This window comes from Aquiflexum balticum DSM 16537 (assembly GCF_900176595.1).
GTDB classification, from domain to species: Bacteria; Bacteroidota; Bacteroidia; order Cytophagales; family Cyclobacteriaceae; genus Aquiflexum; species Aquiflexum balticum.
In genome coordinates this window covers 3,434,093-3,455,800 of record NZ_LT838813.1, presented here as the reverse complement: position 1 = coordinate 3,455,800, position 21,708 = coordinate 3,434,093, and the positions used below count along the sequence as shown (strand labels likewise).

Annotated in this window: 18 protein-coding genes; 14 read left to right on the top strand and 4 right to left on the bottom strand. The window is 37.9% G+C overall.

What is annotated here, in order from left to right; all coding sequences use genetic code 11:
• Positions 1-84: 84 nt before the first annotated feature.
• The 6 genes from B9A52_RS14595 to secG all read left to right on the top strand — a co-directional run bounded on the left by B9A52_RS14595 (position 85) and on the right by secG (position 6,254).
• Positions 85-1,536, top strand: a complete 1,452-nt coding sequence (locus B9A52_RS14595; protein ID WP_084123533.1) for a S41 family peptidase — start codon at positions 85-87, stop codon at positions 1,534-1,536.
• Positions 1,537-1,724: 188 nt separating this feature from the next.
• A complete protein-coding gene (gene miaB / locus B9A52_RS14590; protein WP_084121150.1) occupies positions 1,725-3,185 on the top strand; it encodes a tRNA (N6-isopentenyl adenosine(37)-C2)-methylthiotransferase MiaB in 1,461 nt (486 codons plus the stop codon).
• A gap of 16 nt (positions 3,186-3,201) precedes the next feature.
• Positions 3,202-4,488 (top strand): sigma-54 interaction domain-containing protein, encoded by a 1,287-nt coding sequence (locus tag B9A52_RS14585; protein ID WP_084121149.1) that lies wholly within the window; start codon positions 3,202-3,204, stop codon positions 4,486-4,488.
• Positions 4,475-5,020, top strand: coding sequence for an LPS assembly lipoprotein LptE (gene lptE / locus B9A52_RS14580; RefSeq protein WP_084121148.1), 546 nt, complete (start codon positions 4,475-4,477; stop codon positions 5,018-5,020). Before B9A52_RS14585 ends, lptE begins: the two co-directional genes overlap by 14 nt.
• A 36-nt stretch (positions 5,021-5,056) precedes the next feature.
• Entirely contained in the window at positions 5,057-5,878 is an 822-nt protein-coding gene (locus B9A52_RS14575; RefSeq protein ID WP_084121147.1) for a hypothetical protein, read from the top strand.
• A gap of 10 nt (positions 5,879-5,888) precedes the next feature.
• Positions 5,889-6,254: a preprotein translocase subunit SecG gene (gene secG / locus B9A52_RS14570; protein WP_084121146.1), complete on the top strand. Its 366-nt coding sequence runs from the start codon at positions 5,889-5,891 to the stop codon at positions 6,252-6,254.
• A gap of 81 nt (positions 6,255-6,335) precedes the next feature.
• On the opposite strand, the gene B9A52_RS14565 is transcribed toward secG, so the two are convergent.
• Positions 6,336-7,043 carry a hypothetical protein gene (locus B9A52_RS14565; protein ID WP_084121145.1) on the bottom strand — a complete coding sequence of 236 codons (708 nt, stop codon included), beginning with the start codon at positions 7,041-7,043 and terminating at the stop codon, positions 6,336-6,338.
• Positions 7,044-7,261: 218 nt separating this feature from the next.
• On the opposite strand from B9A52_RS14565, the gene B9A52_RS14560 reads away from it, so the two are divergent.
• From B9A52_RS14560 to B9A52_RS14540, 5 genes are all read left to right on the top strand, one after another.
• Positions 7,262-7,540 (top strand): co-chaperone GroES, encoded by a 279-nt coding sequence (locus B9A52_RS14560; protein ID WP_084121144.1) that lies wholly within the window; start codon positions 7,262-7,264, stop codon positions 7,538-7,540.
• Positions 7,541-7,581: 41 nt separating this feature from the next.
• Positions 7,582-9,210 (top strand): chaperonin GroEL, encoded by a 1,629-nt coding sequence (gene groL / locus B9A52_RS14555; RefSeq protein ID WP_084121143.1) that lies wholly within the window; start codon positions 7,582-7,584, stop codon positions 9,208-9,210.
• 170 nt (positions 9,211-9,380) lie between these two features.
• Complete coding sequence (locus tag B9A52_RS14550; protein ID WP_084121142.1) at positions 9,381-9,755, top strand: response regulator; 375 nt, start codon at positions 9,381-9,383, stop codon at positions 9,753-9,755.
• On the top strand, positions 9,756-10,763 hold the full coding sequence (gene corA / locus B9A52_RS14545) for a magnesium/cobalt transporter CorA (RefSeq protein ID WP_084121141.1): 1,008 nt from the start codon (positions 9,756-9,758) through the stop codon (positions 10,761-10,763).
• A 327-nt stretch (positions 10,764-11,090) separates the two neighbouring features.
• Positions 11,091-15,827, top strand: a complete 4,737-nt coding sequence (locus tag B9A52_RS14540) for a T9SS type A sorting domain-containing protein (RefSeq protein ID WP_084121140.1) — start codon at positions 11,091-11,093, stop codon at positions 15,825-15,827.
• 7 nt (positions 15,828-15,834) lie between these two features.
• On the opposite strand, the gene B9A52_RS14535 is transcribed toward B9A52_RS14540, so the two are convergent.
• On the bottom strand, positions 15,835-16,194 hold the full coding sequence (locus B9A52_RS14535; protein ID WP_084121139.1) for a DUF2237 family protein: 360 nt from the start codon (positions 16,192-16,194) through the stop codon (positions 15,835-15,837).
• Positions 16,195-16,399: 205 nt separating this feature from the next.
• On the opposite strand from B9A52_RS14535, the gene proB reads away from it, so the two are divergent.
• Both proB and B9A52_RS14525 read left to right on the top strand, forming a co-directional pair.
• Positions 16,400-17,482 carry a glutamate 5-kinase gene (gene proB / locus B9A52_RS14530; RefSeq protein WP_084121138.1) on the top strand — a complete coding sequence of 361 codons (1,083 nt, stop codon included), beginning with the start codon at positions 16,400-16,402 and terminating at the stop codon, positions 17,480-17,482.
• Positions 17,475-18,713 carry a glutamate-5-semialdehyde dehydrogenase gene (locus tag B9A52_RS14525; protein WP_084121137.1) on the top strand — a complete coding sequence of 413 codons (1,239 nt, stop codon included), beginning with the start codon at positions 17,475-17,477 and terminating at the stop codon, positions 18,711-18,713. The genes proB and B9A52_RS14525 overlap by 8 nt, the downstream gene beginning before the upstream one ends.
• A 121-nt stretch (positions 18,714-18,834) precedes the next feature.
• Here B9A52_RS14525 and B9A52_RS14520 read toward each other — a convergent pair whose 3' ends face one another.
• Positions 18,835-19,485 (bottom strand): hypothetical protein, encoded by a 651-nt coding sequence (locus B9A52_RS14520; RefSeq protein WP_231955239.1) that lies wholly within the window; start codon positions 19,483-19,485, stop codon positions 18,835-18,837.
• Positions 19,433-20,008 (bottom strand): hypothetical protein, encoded by a 576-nt coding sequence (locus B9A52_RS14515; RefSeq protein ID WP_084121136.1) that lies wholly within the window; start codon positions 20,006-20,008, stop codon positions 19,433-19,435. Before B9A52_RS14515 ends, B9A52_RS14520 begins: the two co-directional genes overlap by 53 nt.
• A 284-nt stretch (positions 20,009-20,292) precedes the next feature.
• Between B9A52_RS14515 and B9A52_RS14510 the strand changes: the two genes are divergently transcribed.
• Positions 20,293-21,696, top strand: a complete 1,404-nt coding sequence (locus B9A52_RS14510) for an alkaline phosphatase (protein ID WP_084121135.1) — start codon at positions 20,293-20,295, stop codon at positions 21,694-21,696.
• Positions 21,697-21,708: the final 12 nt, after the last annotated feature.

The window sequence follows — 21,708 nt, the reverse complement described above, 5'->3', positions numbered from 1 at the left end:
TAAGAATTTAGAATTTTTAGAACAATTTCTTGTGCTAAAACATTATAATACTAAATTTGGTTTACATTCAATATGTTGCAATTTATGGAAAGATTAAAAATCAGATCAAGGATAATATTAAGCTTGATTGTAATATTATCGGTTTTTTCTTCTTGTAAAGACGAAGAGGAAACTACCCCACCGGCAAATAATAAACCAGATCCTGAATTGGCAAAAAATATTGCCATAAACAATTGGATCAAAGCCGTAATGGAAGAAGCTTATTTTTGGTTAGAGGATATGAAAACCCCAATTGCCAATACAGCAAGACCAGAAAGCTACTTTGAGTCATTCTTATTTAAACCTACTGATCGATTTTCAGCAATATATCCAAATTACCAAGAGTTAATCAGTAGTTTATCCGGAGTATCTACAGAATCGGGTTATGAAATCTCATTATTGAGAGAAAGTGAAAGTAATGAAAACGTAATCGCCCTTATCACCTATGTGAAAAAGGGAAGTCCCGCAGCCAGCAACGACCTGAGAAGAGGGGATCTTATAAGCCAGATTAATGGCAGCACAATGACATTGAACAATTATCAAAGTTTACTCCGTGAAAGGTCAAATCAGCATTCAGTTACCTTTAGAAGGCCAGATGAAGCAGGTCAATTTGGGGCACCTCAAACGGTAACTTTAGCCGCCATTCAAATAGAGGAAAATCCCAACTTCCTTGACTCCATATATGTCATTGACAACCAGAAAATCGGCTATGTAGTTTACCATTTTTTCGCGCCTGGGGTAAACAATCCTACAACAAACCAAATGGATACCCGGTACGACGCTGAAATGGATGAAATTTTCGCAAAGTTTAAAGCTGAAAATATCAATCAATTGATTATTGATTTTAGATATAATGGCGGTGGTTATGTTTCAAGTGCTGTAAATCTGGCGAGTTTAATTGTTCCTAATTTTAATTCAGATAAAATTTTCTCCAAGACAAAATATAATAGTTTTCTCTCAAGGTTCCCCACTTTTCAAAATATCCAAACAAAGTTTAAAGAGAAATCTGAAAATATAGGAAACCAACTTGCAGATGGTAAGATTTATATCTTGACAAGTTCAAGAACAGCCTCAGCAAGTGAATTAATTATCAATGGTTTAAAGCCTTATTTGAATGTAGTGATAATTGGTGCAAAAACTACAGGAAAAAATGTAGGTTCGGTAGCATTGGAAGATGAAGATAATCCAGACAATAATTATGGCCTTCTTCCAATAGTCACTAAGAGTTTCAACAGCTTAGATCAGTCTGATTATGGTGATGGATTTATTCCTGACGAGGAGATCAGCGAATTTCAATTCTTTCCATGGAGAGATTTCGGAGACGTTAGAGATCCTTTATTAAAATCTGCACTGGATAAAATCACCGGTACATCGACCCCAGGTGCCAGGTTAAAACTTGAAGATAGGATTATGATTGGATCTTCACTTGATTCAAAAATAAGAAGTGGAGTGATGCTAGAGGATAATTCAAATTTCAAAAATTATAGGGAAAAATAGTATGAAGCCCTTAAACGTCTAATTTTAACCCTGATATTGAAAAAGTATCAGGGTTAATTTTTTAAAGCTTAAACAAGAATTTAGCTTGGTAAAATCACAGGATATTCCACATCCAAATAAATGCTTGAACAATACCTGTCATTTTGTCCGTATTTTCTTAAATTCGCAGCGCGATAGTTTATTTTAAAATGGAAAACTTGATTAAAGACATAGATATTATATCTCCCAAGGTAGCTCAGGCCTGTGATTTCAAAACCACTGAGGATGAAAATACCGGGAAAGCAAAAAAACTTTATATAGAATCCTATGGATGTCAGATGAATTTTTCAGATTCTGAAATCGTAGCATCCATTATGAAGGATAATGGTTTTGACACTACATCAGATTTTGAACAGGCGGATGTGATTTTTCTGAATACCTGTTCCATCAGAGAAAAAGCCGAACAGACTGTCCGAAAGAGACTCAGCCAATTTAATTCACTTAAAAAGTCCAAACCTGAATTAACCATTGGGGTATTGGGATGTATGGCTGAACGATTGAAAGAAAAATTATTGGAGGAAGAGAAAATAGTAGATGTTGTGGTAGGACCGGATGCTTACAGAGATCTTCCAAATTTGGTTTCATCCGCTGAAGATGGGCATAAGGGCGTCAATACCTTTCTTTCCCGTGAAGAAACCTACGCTGACATTGCCCCTGTAAGACTCAATTCAAATGGGGTAAGTGCCTTTATTTCCATCATGAGAGGGTGTGACAACATGTGTTCTTTCTGTGTTGTCCCTTTCACAAGAGGAAGAGAAAGAAGTAGAGATCCTTATTCCATAGTACAGGAAGCCCAAGACCTTTTTGAAAAAGGATATAAAGAAGTCACGCTTTTGGGTCAGAATGTGGACAGTTACAAATGGTCACCCGAAGAAAACAACAAAGCAAGACTGAACAAAAAAGAGGAAGAGGTATCTGCTGTCATCAATTTTGCTCATCTGCTTGAAATGGTAGCAAAAGTCAGCCCAAAGCTACGGGTGAGGTTCTCCACTTCTCATCCAAAAGACATCACGGACGAAGTTTTGCATACCATGAAGAGATATGACAACATTTGCAAATACATACATCTTCCGGTACAAAGCGGTAATTCAAGGGTATTGGAGTTGATGAATCGTACCTACGATAGGGAATGGTATTTGGAGAGGGTTTCCAAAATCAGGGAGATATTGGGTGATGAATGCGGAATATCTTCAGACATGATAGCTGGTTTCTGTACAGAAACTGAAGCAGAACATCAAGATACTCTAACTTTGATGGACATTGTCAAGTACGATTTTTCTTATATGTTTTTCTATTCTGAGCGGCCGGGAACTCTAGCTGCCAAGAAATTCGAGGATGATATTCCACTTGAAACCAAAAAAAGAAGATTGGCAGAAATCATCGATAAACAAAATGCCATTTCCTTGGAAAGGAATAAACTTGATCTGGGAAAAATCCAGGAAATTCTTATAGAGGGCACTTCAAAAAGATCTGAATTACAGCTCAGAGGTAGAAATTCCGCCAATAAAGTGGTCATCATTCCTAACAATCAATATCAAAAAGGCGACTATGTAAAGGTAAAAATTACCGAATGTTCCCCTGCAACTTTATTCGGAGAAGTAATTTCTTGAAAACCCCCAGACACTGATGATTACACCCCAGGAAATTCAAAGCGTTAAACAAAGGTTTGCCATTATTGGAAATAGTCCTTTATTAAATCACGCCATTCAGGTCGCGATGCAGGCTGCCCCTACCGAAATGACGGTATTGATCACAGGAGAAAGTGGAAGCGGCAAGGAATCTTTTTCCAAAATCATTCATTCCCTGAGCTTAAGGAAGCATGGAAAATTTATCGCTATCAACTGTGGGGCTATACCGGAAGGAACTATCGACTCAGAATTATTTGGACATGAAAAAGGATCCTTTACCGGTGCCCATGAAGCCAGAAAAGGTTATTTCGAGGTGACGGATGGCGGGTCTATCTTTTTAGATGAAATTGGAGAAATGCCCTTGGGAACCCAAGCGAGGTTATTAAGGGTATTGGAAAACGGGGAATTTATCAAAGTAGGCTCTTCAAAAGTACTTAAAACCAATGTCAGGGTCATTGCAGCTACAAATGTCAATCTGATCAAAGCAGTAGAAAAAGGTGAATTCAGAGAAGACCTTTATTACAGGTTGAATACTGTGCCGATTTATGTTCCTCCTTTGAGAGAAAGAGGAGAGGATGTGGTATTGCTCTTCAGAAAATTTACTACTGATTTTTCAGAAAAATATAAAATCAAACCCATCAGTTTGGATAGTGATGCGAAGAAATTGTTGATGAAATTCCCGTTCCCGGGTAATATCCGACAACTTAAGAATATCGCTGAACAAATCTCACTTTTGGAGCATGAAAGAGAAATAGACGCTGCTACACTGGCCCGCTACCTTCCTGCAGAACAGGTCCGGTTACCGGCATTAATGGCCAATTCGGGCGGAAGTCAGGATTTCACTGATTTTTCGGAAAGGGAAATTCTATATAAAGTTCTTTTTGACATGAAAAAAGATATGAATGACCTGAAAAAGCTGGTATTGGAAACCTATCAATCAGGTGGCCTGAGTTCAAATATTATGAACAAACATCAGGATTTGTTTGAGGATATAGATTCTTCCAAGTCTTATGAAGATTCAAAACCTGTCAGCCAATCTTCCAATTTACCTCTTGTTTTGGAAAAACAGCATCAAAAGGAACAAATAGAAGACTATGATGACGAGTCCATAGAGGATATCATTCATGAGGAGGATGACAGCTCGCTTTCACTTGAGAAAAAGGAAAAGGAAATGATCATCAGGGCACTTAGAAAGCATAATAATAAAAGAAAATATGCGGCAAGCGACCTTGGAATCTCCGAAAGAACGTTATATAGGAAAATCAAACAATATGACATTGAGTAAGCGTAAAATAACAAACTTGATCAGTTGGGGTTTATTTTTAATATTGCTACAAGCCTGTGCCGTCAGCTATAGTTTTACAGGCACCAATCTCAATTACGAGTTGACCAAATCATTTTCGGTCGAAAATTTCTTCAATGATTCCGGCGGGGGTCCTGCAAATATGGAGCAGCTCTTCACTGAATCACTTAAAGAATTCTATCAGCGGAATACCCAGCTGGAGTTGGTCAGAAATAACGGAGACTTACAGTTTTCGGGGTCAATCAACCGTTATGCAATTACCCCACAGGCCACAGTTTCAAGTCAGGACCCAAACCTACCGGATCGGGCCGGACAGATGAGATTGACTATTTCAGTTGAAGTGGATTATGTCAATACCGTAGTCGAAGAGGAAAGCTTAAAAAGGAATTTTTCTTTTTTTAAGGATTACGACCCCAGGACTACTTCCATATTACAGGTGGAAAGTCAATTGATAGAGGAGATTTTTGACCAGATACTTCAGGACATCTTTTCTGCCACTGTGGCAAATTGGTAAATTTGATTAAATTGGGACAGATTCAAGGAAAGAGAAGTGAATACGCAACAGCTCATAGGAATAATCAGAAAAGGAAGTCAGCTCCAGAAGGATGATATTACCCATCTTATCAAATGGCATGAGACTTTCCCCTATTTTCAAATCCCTAAGGTATTATTGGCAAAATTTGAATTTGAAAAGACCAATGGGGAATCTAAAGAACTCCTACATTGGTCAGCAGTAACAAGCCCTGACAGGTCTTGGCTCAAAATGATGATTCAGTCAGATACCCCTTTCAGATTTCTGCAAAGTAAACTCGATGACAATTTGGAGAGTTTATTGTCATCCAGAACATCGAATTTAAAATCCATAGCGTTGGATGATTTTGAAAAATCACTGATTCCTGAACCTACCAAAGATACCAATCCCCAAGAAAGAGCGGAAATATTAAAGAAGCTTGGCGAAGACCTGCACAAAAAGAAAGTAAGATTTGCTGAAACTCCCAAGAAAAAGCCTGATGTACCAAAAAAACCCAAAAGACGAAAGTCAAAGGATGATTTGCTTGAGACAATCAAATTGAAGGAGAAAAAAGAAATCCTTGATGAAAAAAAGAAAAAGCAGATTGATATAATCAAAGCCTTCAGTAAAAAAGAAATAAAACTAGCTACCCTTAGGGAAATTGAGGATTTTCAGAAACAGGATGACTTATCAGAAAAAAGCACCCATCTCCATCCTACCCTATTGTCGGAATCTTATGCCAAATTATTGGTCAAGCAGGGTAAAAAACAAAAAGCCAAAGAAATTTATCAAAAATTAATGGTGAAATTTCCGGATAAAAACACTTACTTTGCGGACTTAATCAAAAATCTGAATTTATAAATTCATCAAAATGTTCACCTTTCTTATCAGCGTTATTGTCATATTAGCCGTGTTGTTGATTTTGGTTATCCTTGCCCAGGACTCTAAAGGTGGTGTAGGTGCCGCTTTTGGAGGAAGTGCTTCCCAAATCATGGGAGTAACCAAAACAGGAAATATCCTTGAAAAAGCAACATGGGTGCTTTCAATTGCCATATTGGTTTTATCTCTTTCCTCTTCGGCATTTTATTCTACTTCTGAAGTTGATCAGATCAATTCTCCCAATATTGAAAGTGCAAAGAAGCAGGTTTTGACTCCTTCATTCGGTGATAGTGAAAGCCTACTACCTATAGATACAACAGGTAGTGTTAATGAAAACCCCGATGATGAAAATCAATAAAAATATTTAAGCCCGGCAAAACCGGGCTTTTTTTGATTCTTTTTATTTCAGTACGGGTTAATTTTTTTTCATTCCTTCGATTTATTCCACTTTTTTGAGCAGCAGTCTTTTGCTTATCGGTAAAAAACTTTCCTCCAAAGGAATTTTATGTTGGCATTGAATGCTGTATGTGGCGGGATTGGGAAGTTCTTTATAAGTTCTGATTAAATCCATCTTGATTTGTTCAAAAGAGTTGACGATTGACCTTCTGACACTTTTGATCAATTGCATCATGATGCCTTTGAAAGTATCTATACTGTTTTGGAACAAGTTGACCTTATAGCGGTAGATAAAAATATCCTTGGAATTGTCAAAAGAAAGCAGTGCATATCCTTCTTTCTGGTATAATGGAGAAATCCCTATAGGTTCTATCAACATTTCTTTTTCGAGAAAATCATAAATATTTTTCCCGTCTTCTATATAGCTTTTAAGTTGAGGAAGAGAAAAAGAAATGATATCCTCAAGTTGCTTCATCATTTCATCATCAATAAACAAGGGCTTGTAATTCATTTTCATTTCACTCCAATTTGGTCCCTGCAACAATTTGGGAAATGAAGCTTTAATCCCTTCTTTGTTTTCCTCAAAACTTTTCAGTTTGGAATAATGATGGATCAGGTCTGCCAAAGGAGGATAAAGTTTCACCTCTTTAAACTGCGAATCTACATGATTCAAATAAGCCAACAGAAGGTATTTTTTATATTCAAAGTCTATCCAACCTTCCGTAATCCAGTTTTCTGATAAATTTTTCATATGTGCATACTTTGACAAAATGTAAGAAAAACTGTCATCAAAAAAAAGTCTCAGAGAAAAATTGACAGGGATTTAATGCGATTTTTGATTTCAAACTGTCATAAGTGAACGAACAGACCGACTATATGTCAGCATAATCGAGATAAGATGATTTGGCATAAGAAATGATAATGAGGGGTTATTAGATTTTGTAAATAAACTTTAAAAATTCAATAATTATGTCAAAAGTAAACATCAAACCTCTTGCAGACAGAGTTCTGGTAGAACCTGCTGCAGCTGAAGAGAAAACCGCATCAGGCCTTTTTATTCCTGATACTGCCAAAGAAAAGCCCCAGAAAGGCACAGTAATCGCAGTAGGAGGCGGAAAAAAGGATGAGCCCTTGACTGTAAAAGTAGGTGACACAGTGCTTTACGGCAAATATGCCGGAACTGAACTCTCAGTAGAAGGACAGGATTTCCTCATTATGAGAGAATCTGACATCTTCGCTATCCTTTAATCATCTATTTCAAACTATCAAAAACCTAAAAAAACAAAAAAATGGCTAAAGAACTGTTTTTCGACACCAATGCAAGAGACAGACTGAAAAGAGGCGTTGACGCTCTTGCTGACGCAGTGAAAGTGACTCTTGGACCTAAGGGTCGAAATGTTATTATTGACAAAAAATTCGGCGCACCTACCATCACAAAAGATGGGGTTACCGTAGCAAAAGAAATTGAATTGGCTGAGCCTATTGAGAATATGGGAGCTCAGTTGGTAAAAGAAGTCGCTTCTAAAACCGCAGATAATGCCGGTGACGGAACGACTACTGCAACTGTTTTGACTCAGGCAATATTCAATGCCGGAATCAAAAACGTAGCAGCCGGTGCAAATCCAATGGACCTCAAAAGAGGTATTGATAAGGCTGTAAAAGCAGTTGTAGCCCAATTGAGAGAAAATTCCAAAGCTATTTCTACCAGCAAAGAAATCCAGCAAGTAGCAACTGTTTCTGCCAACAATGACGAGGAAATCGGTAAAATGATTGCCGATGCTATGGAGAAAGTAGGTAAAGACGGTGTAATTACTGTTGAGGAAGCAAAAGGAACAGAAACTGAAGTGAGAACTGTAGAAGGTATGCAGTTTGACAGAGGTTATTTGTCTCCATACTTTGTCACCAATACGGAAAAAATGGAAGTTGAATTGGAAAGACCATATATCTTGATCTATGACAAGAAAATTTCTTCCATGAAAGAATTGCTTCCTGTATTGGAGCCTGTTGCGCAGTCGGGAAGACCATTGTTGATCATCTCAGAAGATGTTGACGGTGAAGCATTGGCTACCTTGGTTGTAAACAAAATCAGAGGAGCATTGAAAGTAGCTGCTGTAAAAGCGCCTGGATTCGGTGACCGTAGAAAAGCCATGTTGGAGGATATCGCTATCCTGACAGGTGGTACTGTGATCTCTGAAGAAAGAGGTTACAAACTTGAAAATGCAACTTTAGATTACCTTGGTACTGCTGAAAAAATCAACATTGACAAGGACAATACTACTATTGTAAACGGTGCCGGAGATTCTGCTGCAATTCAGGCAAGAATCGGAGAAATCAAAGCTCAGGTTGAAAAAACAACCTCTGATTATGATAGGGAAAAACTTCAGGAAAGACTTGCAAAATTATCTGGTGGTGTTGCCATCCTTTATATTGGTGCAGCTACTGAAGTTGAGATGAAAGAGAAAAAAGATAGAGTCGATGATGCATTGCATGCGACCAGAGCAGCTGTTCAGGAAGGTGTTGTCGTCGGAGGTGGTGTTGCCTTGGTAAGAGCCTCTTCTGCGTTGGAAAAGGTGAAAGGTGAAAATGAAGATGAGATCACTGGTGTCAATATCATTAGAATCGCTCTTGAATCTCCTTTGAGAACAATTGTTGAAAATGCAGGCGGAGAAGGATCTGTTATTATCAACAAAATCAAAGAAAATAAAGGTAATTTTGGATACAATGCGAGGACAGATGTTTTCGAAGATCTGTTTGAAGCAGGTGTTATAGATCCAACAAAAGTTACCAGATTGGCACTTGAAAATGCTGCTTCTATTGCCGCGTTGTTGCTTACCACAGAGTGTGTGGTAGCTGATGTGAAAGAAGAATCATCGGCAATGCCTCCAATGGGTGGCGGTGGAATGGGTGGCATGATGTAATCATCAAATATTCCATTTTAAAAGAGGGGCTCCAAAAAAGCCCCTCTTTTTATTTTATGTGGGCAATTTGAAAAGTAGCTATTTTAAAAGTTATTAAAAGTTTTAAAATAGAGTAAGTATATTTGAATCTGAATTATATAATTTAAATTAATAATACTATCTCGTACTTGATGAATTCTTTCCATTCCATTATTTTGGTAGATGATGACCCAATCAATAATCTAATCAACAGAAGGTTAATTACGAGATTGAATATTTCTCCCATAGTAGAGGAATTTTTAGAAGCTGAAAAAGCAATTGAAAAATTAAGGCGGCTGGATAAAAGTTTAAACACATTAATATTCTTGGATATCAATATGCCGGTTATGAATGGTTGGGATTTTTTGAATCATTATATTTTGGAGTTCAGTGAAAGAAACGACAAGATCGTAGTTTTGTCCAGTTCTATTGATTTTCAAGACCGACAAAGAGCCTCTGAATACAAATGTGTATTTGGTTTCATTGAAAAGCCGCTTACACCTGAAAAAATAAAAAGCATTTTGTAAATGGATACGAACAAGTCTTCGGCGCAGCCTGTAAGTTTAGAGCTATATTCTTTTGGTGAGAATTTTTTTGAGAAGCATCATCTAAGCTCCACTGAGGAAATAAAGCCCTTTATGGATTCTGAAAAAAAATTCTGGCTGAATGTCTGTGATTTGAAAAATGCTAAACTATTAAATGAAATTGCTGATATTTTTGACATCCATATCCTTGCAATAGAGGACATAAAAAACAACCAACAAAGACCTAAATTGGAGGAATTTGACCATTTCATTTTTTTGGTTTCAAAGATGATCTATACCAAAAAAGACATTACAGCTTTGGAAATAGAACAGGTCAGCTTTGTATTTGGCAAAAACTTTATCATCTCATTTCAGGAAAACACCTATGACATCTTTGATCCGATCAGGTTGAGGTTGGAAAATCCCCATGGAAGAATGAGGAAAATGGGGACGGATTATTTTACTTATACTTTGTTGGATGCCATCATAGATCAATATTATGTGATTCTTGAAATGATGGACAACACAATTGAAGAAATAGAGGATGAAATCACCAATGATTCTCAAAAAATAAAATTGAGTGATATCTATCTTAAAAGAAAAGCCCTTCAGGAAATCAAAAAAATTATCTGGCCCACAAGGGAAATGATCGCTGCTTGGAGAAAATCAGAAAGTCCCTTTATTAAGAAGAGAACTGCTCCTTTCATCAATGATGTGTATGAACACACCGTTGAAATCATGGAAAATTTGGAAATGCAAAGAGAGTCAATAACAACGTTGGTAGAGATTTTTATGTCAAATATAAGCCTCAAACAAAATGAAGTGATGAAAACTTTAACCATCATTGCTACTATTTTTATCCCACTTACTTTTATTGCGGGAGTATATGGTATGAACTTTGAATTTATGCCCGAACTTCAATGGAAGTATGGGTACATTTTGATTTGGTCATTATTCTTGATCTCAACATTGGCAATGATTCGGTACTTCAAGAAAAAACATTGGTTTTAATTTGATTAATACAATAAAGAATTGGGTTTTTATAAAGGCTGTTAAAATTTGATACACTTGACCAGGGAAATTTATTGAAGTCCCTTTTCAATCAAAAAGAATTTACTATTTTTTTATTTGATGAATTAAATAATAAATACACCTTAGTTTTTTTACCAATTTATATCATTATTTAAATATTTATTGGTAACTTTCAATATCAGATTGTAAATATTTCATTAAATATAATTAGTATTTTTCAAAATGATAAAATCTGTATTTAAAACTTAATTACCCATTTAAGCGATTTTCTATTCAATTAAATTACTTCTTCACCGATCACCCACGATGAAAAAGAATTCATTATTTCTATATCTGTTTTTAGCTATTTCTCATTTAAGTTTTTCCCAGACCTGGACTGGAAACTTAAGCAATAACTGGAACACCCCAGGTAATTGGACGCCAGCTACGGTTCCAGGACCGGGGAGTGATGTTATCATCGATAATGCCACAGCCCCCAATCAACCTTTTTTGCCTTCAGATATTACGGTAAGAGACTTATCCGTATCAGCAGGGGTACTTAACCTCAATGGATTTGAATTGAATGTCAGAGACTTGAACCTCACAGGGGGTTCTATCAGTAATGGTACTATAGAGACTTCCCGAAATATTCTGGAAATGCAGAATATGGTATTTGATGGAAACATGACCATAATTAAAAATGGCGGAGGAAATAATGATTTGACCGGAGGAAATGTATTTAATGGACCAACAATCATCACAAATTTAAATAACAGCCGGTTAAGACTGGCTGCCACTAATGGGGATACTTTCAATTCGACTGTGGTATTCAATAAAAATGGTGTAGGAAGTCTGGAAATCGCTTATAATGGAACCAATACATTTGAGGAAGAAGTAACCATCAATAATACTGTTGCAAACAATCAATTGAACATAGGACAAGGGGGAGGGACTTCTACGCTATCAAATGGGGGTTTAAATACCTCAGACTTCAACATTGGTGTTTTAATCATCAATAATTTGACCCAACTCAATACATTACCAAATGGTGTATTTAATCCTACTACGTTAACCATTTCAAATTCAACATTTTTAGGAGATTTTTCTGCCACTACAACAGGTGTCCTGACTTTAGCGGGATCAAATACCTTTGCTTCAAACAACCAGTTTATTTCTGGAAATCAGTTTGCCATACCTAATGGCGGAAATACCTTCAATAGTATTTCCGGGACTACAACTATAACAAGAAACGGTGGTGGAGCGGTAATATGGGGGCCAGGAAATTCATTTGGGGCTTTGACATTTACAGATAATGCTCCCAGCAACATGACTTGGGAAGGAAATAACACCTTTAACGGTAATGTTCTGATAACCAATAATTCCAATAACATATTCAGAATTGCAAACACACTGGGAGATGTTTTTGGTGGAACGGTACATTTTATAAACAATGGTACCAGCACCATGGATATTGCTTTCAACGGAAACACAACTTTTGCTGATCAAATTACTATTGATAACAATGGTGCTGGGAATATAAGGTTTGGCGGAACAGCCGCACAAACCGGAACTAGCGTACAAAGCAGTGGTGGAATCAACACCAATGACCTTACCAATGGGACTCTTACCATCAGGAGATTTACCCAGTTGGACAATATTGCAAATGGACCTTTCAACCCCTTGAATTTCGAGGTTGAAAACAGTTCATTTAATGGAGATTTTTCTATCACTACTATTGGGCAGACAACCTTCACGGGTGGCAGCAGTTTTGGAGGGAATAATTCATTTACTGCAACTGGAAATATTGTAATGGTCATTGGTGGAAATACTTTTAGTAATCCTGGTAATACCACTACAATGATACGAAACGGAGGAGGGAATGTCACTTGGGGTGGTGGCAACAGCACTGGTAATTTTATATTGGAAAACAATACTCCTGGAAACCTTGTGTGGCAAGGTGGCAATACTTTCAATGGAGATGTCATTATCACCAACAACAGCAATAACTTATTGAGGCTCGCTAATACAAACGGAGATGAATACCTTGGTACCAGTGTTTTTATTAATAATGGTACCAATACTTTGGATATAGGTCGAAGTGGCACCAACATTTATATGGACCAAATCACGATAAACAATATAAATGCGGGAGGAACCATAGGTTTTGGGTTGAATGGGGGAACCAATGAACTACAGAATGGTGCATTGACGACTACAAACTTTACTACGGGAAATTTGAATATTCGGAACTTCGATCAGCTTACAAACTTTGCCAACGGTCCGTTCGAACCAAATACCTTTACAGTAGGAAACAGTTCCTTTGAAGGAGATTTCACTGTGACCACATCAGGAGATATGAATTTACAGGCAGATGTCAGATTTGCATCCAACAACAATTTCACATCCAATGGACAACTCACCTTGGGTGGTAATTCGGAGTTCAGCACCAATGGGGGTACAAATAGCTATTTTGAAAAAAATGGCGGGGGAAACGTCAATTGGAATGGAGGAAATACTTTTGGAACCGTAGAGTTTGTCAAAAATGCTGCAAACTATATCCGGATGACCAACAATGGCATGGGAGATACCTTTACTTCAACTTCAGTTTTTTCAAATAACAATTCCGGTGAATTTGATATCGCCAGGAACGGAACAAATACTTTTGGTGATCAGATTGAAATAAATAACACAAATCCCAGCGGAAGTATTCGATTTGGTGCAGGAGGTGGCAACAGTACTCAAACCAATGGTAGTCTGATTACCTCAGGATTTAATACCGGAATTCTTACCGTTCAAAATTTCACTCAGAATCAGGATATACCTAATGGACCATTTTTACCTATCACCTTTACAGTAGGAAACAGTTCCTTTGAAGGAGATTTTTCAGTGACCACATCCGGCGACATGAATTTACAGGCAGATGTCAGATTTGCATCCAACAATAACTTCATATCCAATGGACAACTCACTTTGGGGGGCAATTCGGAGTTCAGTTCCAATGGGGGTACAAATAGCTATTTTGAAAAAAATGGCGGGGGAAACGTCAATTGGAATGGGGGAAATACTTTTGGAACAGTAGAGTTTGTCAAAAATGCCGCAAACTATATTAGGATGACCAATAATGGCATCGGAGATACCTTTACATCAACTTCAGTTTTTTCAAACAATAATTCAGGTGAATTTGACATAGCCAGAAATGGCTCAAATACCTTTGCATCTACAGTTACTATCAATAATTCGTCGACAGGAGGTTTCTATTTTGGCAGGAATGGCGGTACAAGCCTTTTATCTGTAGGAAGCCTTCAAACCACTGATTTCAATAGTGGTTTTCTTGAGATCAGAAACTTTTTCCAAAGCACAGCAACTCCAAATGGTAACTTTCAACCGGAAACATTTTTGTCCAATAATGTTTCATTTCAGGGAAATTTCTCAGTCAGCACTTCAAGTACCGGAGGAAACAGTTTGACATTCCAAAATAACAGTCGATTTGCCCGAACCAATTCATTTATATCTGCAGGTGCAATAGTGATGACAGGTGGTAATAGGTTCAGTACTGCAGCAGGAACAACCACCACAATGATTAAAAATGGTGGTACAGACAATGATTGGCAAGGTGGAAATATTTTTGGGAATTTCAATTTGACAAATAATGGAAATGGTAGAATCCGCCTAGCTAATTCCGTAGGAGGAGATGAATTCAGGGGAAATGTAATCTTCAACCAAAATGGTTCCGGATTATTGGAACCGGCAAGGAACAATACCAGCACTTTCTTGGGAAATATTTCTACGGTTGGTTCAGCCAGTCCTATTATCTTTGGAGCCGGAAATGGCGTAGTGGAAATAGTCGGGAATGCTGTACAGCAACTTCTGGGAGATAGTTTTAATGAACCTAGGATAAATAGACTTACAGTTAATACCACCGGCACTCTAGATGTTTTGGTACCATTTACGCTAGGTGTAAATATGACCCTGAATAATGGAATTGTTCAGAATGAGGAAAACATGATTACGTTTCTCCATAATTCATCCGTCACAGGAGGGTCCAATGCCAGCCATGTAGATGGAAGAATAAGAAAAATCGGAAATACTGCATTTACCTATCCTTTTGGAAATGGGGGATTTTATGCGCCATTGACCACTTCCAGTTTTGGAGGTGGGGGTTCAACCGCTTTCCATTTTACTGGAAGATTTTTCCATATCAACCCTGATTTGGTTCCTTATGACAGGGAAAGTAAAGAAAGCAGTATTGGGGTGGTCAATGAATGCGAATATTGGGAATTCGAAAGAACAAATGGCTCTGCAAATCCTTCTGTAACTTTATCCTGGTCCGATGACAGAACCTGTCCAATTGTGGATTTTGCTGAATTTATTGTGGTACAATGGAATGGATCTGAATGGATTGATTTGGGTCAGGCAGGGTTAGCCGGTGATGAAACTTCGGGTACAGTCCGGAATCAAACGGCAGTTTCCAATTGGTCCAATGATATTTTTACATTAGGACAGTCCTTCAGAATTTTACCAATCGAACTACTCTCCTTTTCTGCAACTCCAATCAGCGACAGGCAAATCAAGGTTTCATGGTCAACTGTATCCGAAAAAGATAATGCTTTTTTCACTATCATGAAGTCCTTTGATGGGCAAGATTGGTTTCCAATAGGTATAGTGGCGGGAGCAGGAAATTCAGACCTTATCCTGAATTACGAATTCATCGACGAAAATGCGGTTTTTGGAAGACAGTTTTACAGATTGACCCAAACAGATTTTGATGGTACTTCAGAGACTTTCAAAGCGGTGGGGGTGACTCTTAATGAGATCCAGGAAAAATTGGCGGTCAAAGTTTATCCCAACCCAACTCAAGGAAAAGTGAACATCTTATCAGAAAACCAAAATCTTGAAAATGCCAGCATTTCCATTTATAATGCTCAGGGTAGTTTAATCATCAGCTTACCAAACCAATCAGGAAGAATATTTGAAATTGACCTTAGTGGATTGGAAAAAGGAATTTATTTGATGAAAATTTACAGCAATTATCAAGTTGAAACCAAAAAAATAATCCTCCATTGATAACTTGTCAATGAAAAGAAAAAACCACCAACTCTTCCAAGGAAATATATTGTAGTGTTTTTTCATTACATGCCTCCAATATTACTTTTGGAGCACAACCTGCCCGATATGCTTCCATCCATCTACCGGCACAAAGGCACCATTTATCCCCTGCCTTCAAGCCTTGGAAAGACCACTCAGGTCTCGGAGTGATAAGGTCATTACCCATTTTGAAACTGAATTGTAGAAACTCATCCGTCATTACAGCACAAACCGTATGAGTTCCCAAATCATCAACTCCTGTCTCACAACATCCATTTCTGTAATATCCTGTCAAAGGTTCAGAACTGCAAACTATCAGTTCTTCTCCGAATACGTTACTTGCCATACACCAATTTATGCGAAAATATAATCCCTTAAATTAAAGAAAGGGTGTGTCAATAACAACCTAAAATATCCGAACTTTCTAGGTTATCAGTTCTGGATAAGTACTTTGATCCTGTTGAACAAAAAATCATAACATGATCAAATTAGATCATTTTTAGTATTTTTTTAATTATTGACCTAATATTGTGTCAATTTTATAATACGCAATGCTTCCGATTCACTGTGCAGTCATCAAGATAGGTTCAAATGTGGTTACTTCTGATTCAGGTCAACCTGATGAGGCCCGCATGAAGCATTTGGTAGGACAAGTTGCAATTCTGTTAAGAAAAGGAATTCAAGTATTGTTGGTAACCTCAGGGGCTGTGGCCTTTGGAAGACAGGAAATAGCTCTTCAGGAAAAAATGAATCCTGTTCTCAAAAAACAGATCTGGGCCTCTGCAGGTCAGATTGCCCTCATCCAAAAATACAAAAACCTTTTTGCAACGAATGGATACCAAGTAGCTCAAATCCTGGTTACCAAAGAAGATTTCAGGGATAGAAAACATTATCTGAATATGCGCAACTGTATCCTGGGCTTATTGTCCCAAGGAATTATACCCATCCTCAACGAGAATGATACTGTGGCTATTACAGAATTGATGTTTACTGACAACGATGAATTGGCGTCTCTAACGGCAGCCATGGTCAACGCAGATACTTTAATCCTGATGACCAATGTAGATGGGGTTTATGACGGGCCTCCCTCCGACCCTGATTCTAAATTGATTCCTGTTATCGGACATAAAATGCCGGAACTTGGTTCTATGATAAGCCCTACCAAATCCTCATTTGGAAGAGGTGGAATGTTGACCAAGCTTACCATGGCCAGAAAGTCTGCTGATCTAGGAATTCAGGTAATCATAGGCAACGGCAAAAAAGATTATATTCTTCAAGGGATTTTAGAGGAAAACGTTCCATTTACCTATTTTGAACCAAAGCCCTCCAAACAAAGTCAAAAAAAATGGCTGGCTCATGGCGAACAATATTATAAAGGTGAAGTGGTGATCAATGACGGTGCAAAATCAGCTTTGGCTTCCGAAAAAATCATCAGTCTCCTTCCCATAGGAATCGGCTCAATCTCAGGAGAATTTTCAAAAGGAGATATCATCCGGATCATTGGTGAAAATGGCGAGAAAATCGGCTTGGGAAAATCAGAATATAATTCCGCAACAGCTTTACAGGTATTGGGGAAAAAGAACCAAAAGCCTTTTATCCATTATGACTACCTCTACTTATTCCAACATGACTGATTACAAGTATATTTTCCAATCCGTCAAATCCGCGACAAGAAATTTACCTTTACTAACAGAAAGGGAAATTATCCAAACGCTCCAATCACTTAGGGAAATTTCACTCAATAGCATAGATTTTATTTTGCAGGCAAACCTTCAGGATTTGGCCAAGATGGATCACAATGATCCGAAATATGACCGTCTTTTACTTTCTGAAGAAAGAATAAAAAATATCTGTAATGAAATTGCACAGGTTGAATCATTGCCCTCTCCTTTGAACAGGATTTTGGAAAGCAAAATTTTAGAAAATGGTCTTGAACTTCAAAAAATCTCCGTTCCCATAAGCGTATTGGGAATTATTTATGAGGCAAGGCCAAATGTTACCTTTGATGTATTTAGCCTGGCACTTAAATCGGGCAACGGCCTCGTACTGAAAGGCAGTGCTGATGCTGAGCATTCAAACATGGCGATCATTTCTCTGATACATCAAGCGCTCGAATTGAATAATATTCCAAAAGATGCCTATCAACTTTTACCTGTGGAAAGGGAAGCTACAAAAGCACTTTTGGAAGCCGTGGGTTTGGTGGATATTATCATTCCCCGTGGAAGTCAAGGGCTGATTGATTTCGTGAGGCAAAATGCCAAAGTACCTGTAATTGAAACCGGGGCCGGAATTGTGCATACTTTTTTTGATGAAACAGGTGACCTAACCAAAGGAAAAGCCATTATACATAATGCCAAAACAAGACGGCCAAGTGTATGCAATAGTCTGGATTGTTTGATCATTCATGAGAGCAGAATCAATGAACTTCCAGAACTCTTAAAACCGGTCTTGGATTCAGGAGTGAGGATATTTGCCGATGAAAAGTCATATGCAACGCTTGAAGGAAAACATGCAGTTGAAAAAGCAAAAAACGAACATTTTGGGATGGAATTTTTATCACTTCAAATGTCCATCAAGACTGTATCGGACTTAGATGAGGCATTAAACCATATTTCTAAATACAGTTCCAGGCACAGTGAAGCCATCATTTCCGAGAATCAGGCCAACATCGACAAATTTCTGAAGATGGTCGACGCGGCAGCAGTATATGCAAATGCCTCCACTGCTTTTACTGATGGCAACCAATTTGGCATGGGAGCGGAGATCGGAATCAGCACACAGAAACTTCATGCAAGAGGTCCTATGGCCTTAAATGAGCTTACAAGCTATAAATGGATCATAAAAGGAAACGGACAGATTAGATAATAATTACCCACCGTGTTCGCTTACATTTATTTCAGCTTTCCTATCGATAGAACCCAAAACTATTTTGAAAGCAGGTTAAAAGAACCGATTCAGATCAACTTCGGTATTCCAGCTTCCCTTATTAAAAAGCATAACCAAATCCAACTCCAACCCACAATGGCCAAAAACCACTGTTATTGAATATCGGATTAAGATTTACTTTCCACATAAAACCTCCATCGACAGGAATTTTCCGATATCCAAAATTCAGGGTTCCCATGACATTTGGGGAGCCGTCAATTTCCAGAATAAACTCGGTAAAATCGCTACGGGAAGTAAATAAATCAGTACATATAAACTCGCCCGTATCAGGATCATTATAGCCTGATTGACAGTAGGAGTATGTTTCCCTACTAAAAGCCAAAAATGTGGCACCAGCTCCAAATTCAAAATAGTGACCATTTTTTCCGAATAATTTATTAACCTGAATAGGGGCTGAAAAAAAAGAATCCCCACCTGAAATTGAATATCCCCCGGCACCTACCCGCATTCCCCAAGAATCTATCCTGTCTTTGTCAAATCTGAAATCATAATTCAGGGAATAAGGCAATCCTGCACCACCCAATTCAAGGTAGATAGATTGTGTAACAGGTTTTTCCTGCGCGTTTACGATCAAAGGCAAAACCACTATCAATAAAATCAAAAGTGTATTTCTCATATATTTTTCTCTTTTAAAATAATCAATGAAATGCATATCCAAATCCCACTCCTGCCCATATAGGCCAAAATCCATTTTGGTTGAAAACAGGTGTTAGATTGGCTCTGAAAGTAAATCCCCCATTAACAGGAATTTTTCTATAGCCAAAATTAAGTGTTCCCATCAAAGCCGGAGTATCTCCCGAATTCAAAATGAAATCAAAATCCTTTCTGACTTGGGTGCTGTTGCTACTCCAATCATAATATTGATTTCTATAATAGATGAAAGTAGCGCCTCCTCCAACTTCAAAAAAGTGAACAGAACGTCCAAACAACTTGGTTACCTGCACCGGAACTGTCAAAAGAGCATTACTGTCCTTACTTCCTCCTCCCCATGTATCTGTTCTTGTTCTGGCATATCCACCGGCACCCACACGCATCCCCCAGGAATCCATCCTATCCTTATCAAACCTGAAATCATAATTAAAGGAATAAACCAAGCCAGGACCGCCTAATTCAACAAACACAGATCGGCTGGGCGGTGAATATTGCGCCAATACTTCAAGTGGAAAAAATAAGACTGTTACAACTAAGACAGAAATTAATTTAATCAAACGCATAATTTTTATGAAATTATAATTATCAAACTACAAAACTAAATCTATATTTAATTTTTCAACTATTGTTTCAAATATTCCTTAAATTTTCCGTTTTCAAATTGACGAATAAATGGAATAAAAGGTTTTGGAGGTGGATAAAAATCCTTAAAACTAATATTTAACCATTGGATGACTTTACGATTTAATAACAAATTCCTAATCCCTAATTTTCCTGTTGTTAATTAAGAATAACCACATTTACAATTTATATAGCTCAAGAGACCATAGACCAAAAATATAGACTTATGAAAAGACGGGATTTCTTCAAAAATGGATTTTTAACCACCTTGGGATTGGGGACAATAGGTTCTTACCCTGTGTTTGCCAACAGCCCTAATCTGGCGAAAGAGCAGGCAAAAAACATCATCTTTCTGGTAAGTGATGGTATGAGTGCAGGCACACTGAACATGGCAGATATTCTTTTAAGAAATAAAGAAGGCCGGGCTACAAAGTGGATAAGCCTTTATGAAGAAAACCTTGTCAAAAGGGCATTGATGGATACGGCCTCTGCAAATTCTTTTATAACAGATTCAGCAGCTGCCGGCTCTGCATGGGGAGGCGGAATGAGAGTCAAAAACGGTGCTCTCAATATTGGCCCTGACGGGGAAAGACCTGTCCCAATTCTTCAAAAGTTCAAAACTATGGGGAAAGCTGTTGGATGTGTAACTTCAGTTCAGATTACCCATGCAACTCCCGCATCTTTTTGTGTCAACAATAATAGCAGAAATGCAATGGCTGAAATTGCCGAGGATTATCTGAAATTGAAATTTGATGTGATGATGGGTGGAGGTGGAAATTTTTTCAGTGCTGAAAAGAGAACTGATAAAGTGGATTTATACGAGGCCTACAGACAAAATGGATTTGATCTGGTCAGAAATAAAGCTGATATGGTCAATGCAAACGGGAATAAGCCAATCATGGGCGTATTTGCTGATGATGGACTTCCTTATGCTGTTGACAGGGTCAACAATGAAGAACTCAAATCCCAAGTTCCGAGTCTTGCAGAAATGACCAAAAAAGCCATTGAAGTTTTAAATAAAAACAAGAAAGGATTCGTCATGCAGGTGGAAGGTGGAAAAGTAGACTGGGCTGCCCATGGAAATGACGCCCCTGCCCTAATGTATGACCAATTGGATTTTGATGAAGCAGTTGCGGTGGCTATGGATTTTGCGGTAAAGGACAAAGAAACCTTGGTGATTATCACTACCGATCATGGCAATAGTAACCCGGGTTTGTTTGGCGGCAATCAGGCAAGCAAAAACTTTGAAAAGCTTTACACGACCACTGCCTCCAACGAGTGGGTTTTGAATCAGATCAATTCTGATTATAATGCTTCCCAAGTTGTTGATTTGATCATGGCACACCAAAATATCGCGCTTAAAACAGCCGATGCGGAATTATTGTTGAAAAATTATAGGCCTGGAGATAATGGGCTTTATAATACCAACAACCTTCCTTTATTGCCTTTGGCATCCATGCAGTCTTCTCATAATTCGGTTCAATGGGCAGGAAACAATCATTCCGGTGACTATGTGGAATTGGCTATGTATGGACCGGGATCTGAAAAATTAACGGGATTTGTCAAAAACTTTGAACTGCACAACTTTATGCTTGAGGCTTGCGGTGTCCAAAAGAATCTGTGGACTTAGAGTTTTGTATTT

Coding starts and splice junctions, on each gene's coding strand:
- B9A52_RS14595 (WP_084123533.1), top strand. CDS start 85: ATGGAAAGATTAAAAATCAGATCAAGGATAATATTAAGCTTGATTGTA.
- miaB (WP_084121150.1), top strand. CDS start 1,725: ATGGAAAACTTGATTAAAGACATAGATATTATATCTCCCAAGGTAGCT.
- B9A52_RS14585 (WP_084121149.1), top strand. CDS start 3,202: ATGATTACACCCCAGGAAATTCAAAGCGTTAAACAAAGGTTTGCCATT.
- lptE (WP_084121148.1), top strand. CDS start 4,475: ATGACATTGAGTAAGCGTAAAATAACAAACTTGATCAGTTGGGGTTTA.
- secG (WP_084121146.1), top strand. CDS start 5,889: ATGTTCACCTTTCTTATCAGCGTTATTGTCATATTAGCCGTGTTGTTG.
- B9A52_RS14565 (WP_084121145.1), bottom strand. CDS start 7,043: ATGAAAAATTTATCAGAAAACTGGATTACGGAAGGTTGGATAGACTTT.
- B9A52_RS14560 (WP_084121144.1), top strand. CDS start 7,262: ATGTCAAAAGTAAACATCAAACCTCTTGCAGACAGAGTTCTGGTAGAA.
- groL (WP_084121143.1), top strand. CDS start 7,582: ATGGCTAAAGAACTGTTTTTCGACACCAATGCAAGAGACAGACTGAAA.
- B9A52_RS14550 (WP_084121142.1), top strand. CDS start 9,381: ATGAATTCTTTCCATTCCATTATTTTGGTAGATGATGACCCAATCAAT.
- corA (WP_084121141.1), top strand. CDS start 9,756: ATGGATACGAACAAGTCTTCGGCGCAGCCTGTAAGTTTAGAGCTATAT.
- B9A52_RS14540 (WP_084121140.1), top strand. CDS start 11,091: ATGAAAAAGAATTCATTATTTCTATATCTGTTTTTAGCTATTTCTCAT.
- B9A52_RS14535 (WP_084121139.1), bottom strand. CDS start 16,194: ATGGCAAGTAACGTATTCGGAGAAGAACTGATAGTTTGCAGTTCTGAA.
- proB (WP_084121138.1), top strand. CDS start 16,400: ATGCTTCCGATTCACTGTGCAGTCATCAAGATAGGTTCAAATGTGGTT.
- B9A52_RS14525 (WP_084121137.1), top strand. CDS start 17,475: ATGACTGATTACAAGTATATTTTCCAATCCGTCAAATCCGCGACAAGA.
- B9A52_RS14520 (WP_231955239.1), bottom strand. CDS start 19,485: ATGGATTTTGGCCTATATGGGCAGGAGTGGGATTTGGATATGCATTTC.
- B9A52_RS14515 (WP_084121136.1), bottom strand. CDS start 20,008: ATGCGTTTGATTAAATTAATTTCTGTCTTAGTTGTAACAGTCTTATTT.
- B9A52_RS14510 (WP_084121135.1), top strand. CDS start 20,293: ATGAAAAGACGGGATTTCTTCAAAAATGGATTTTTAACCACCTTGGGA.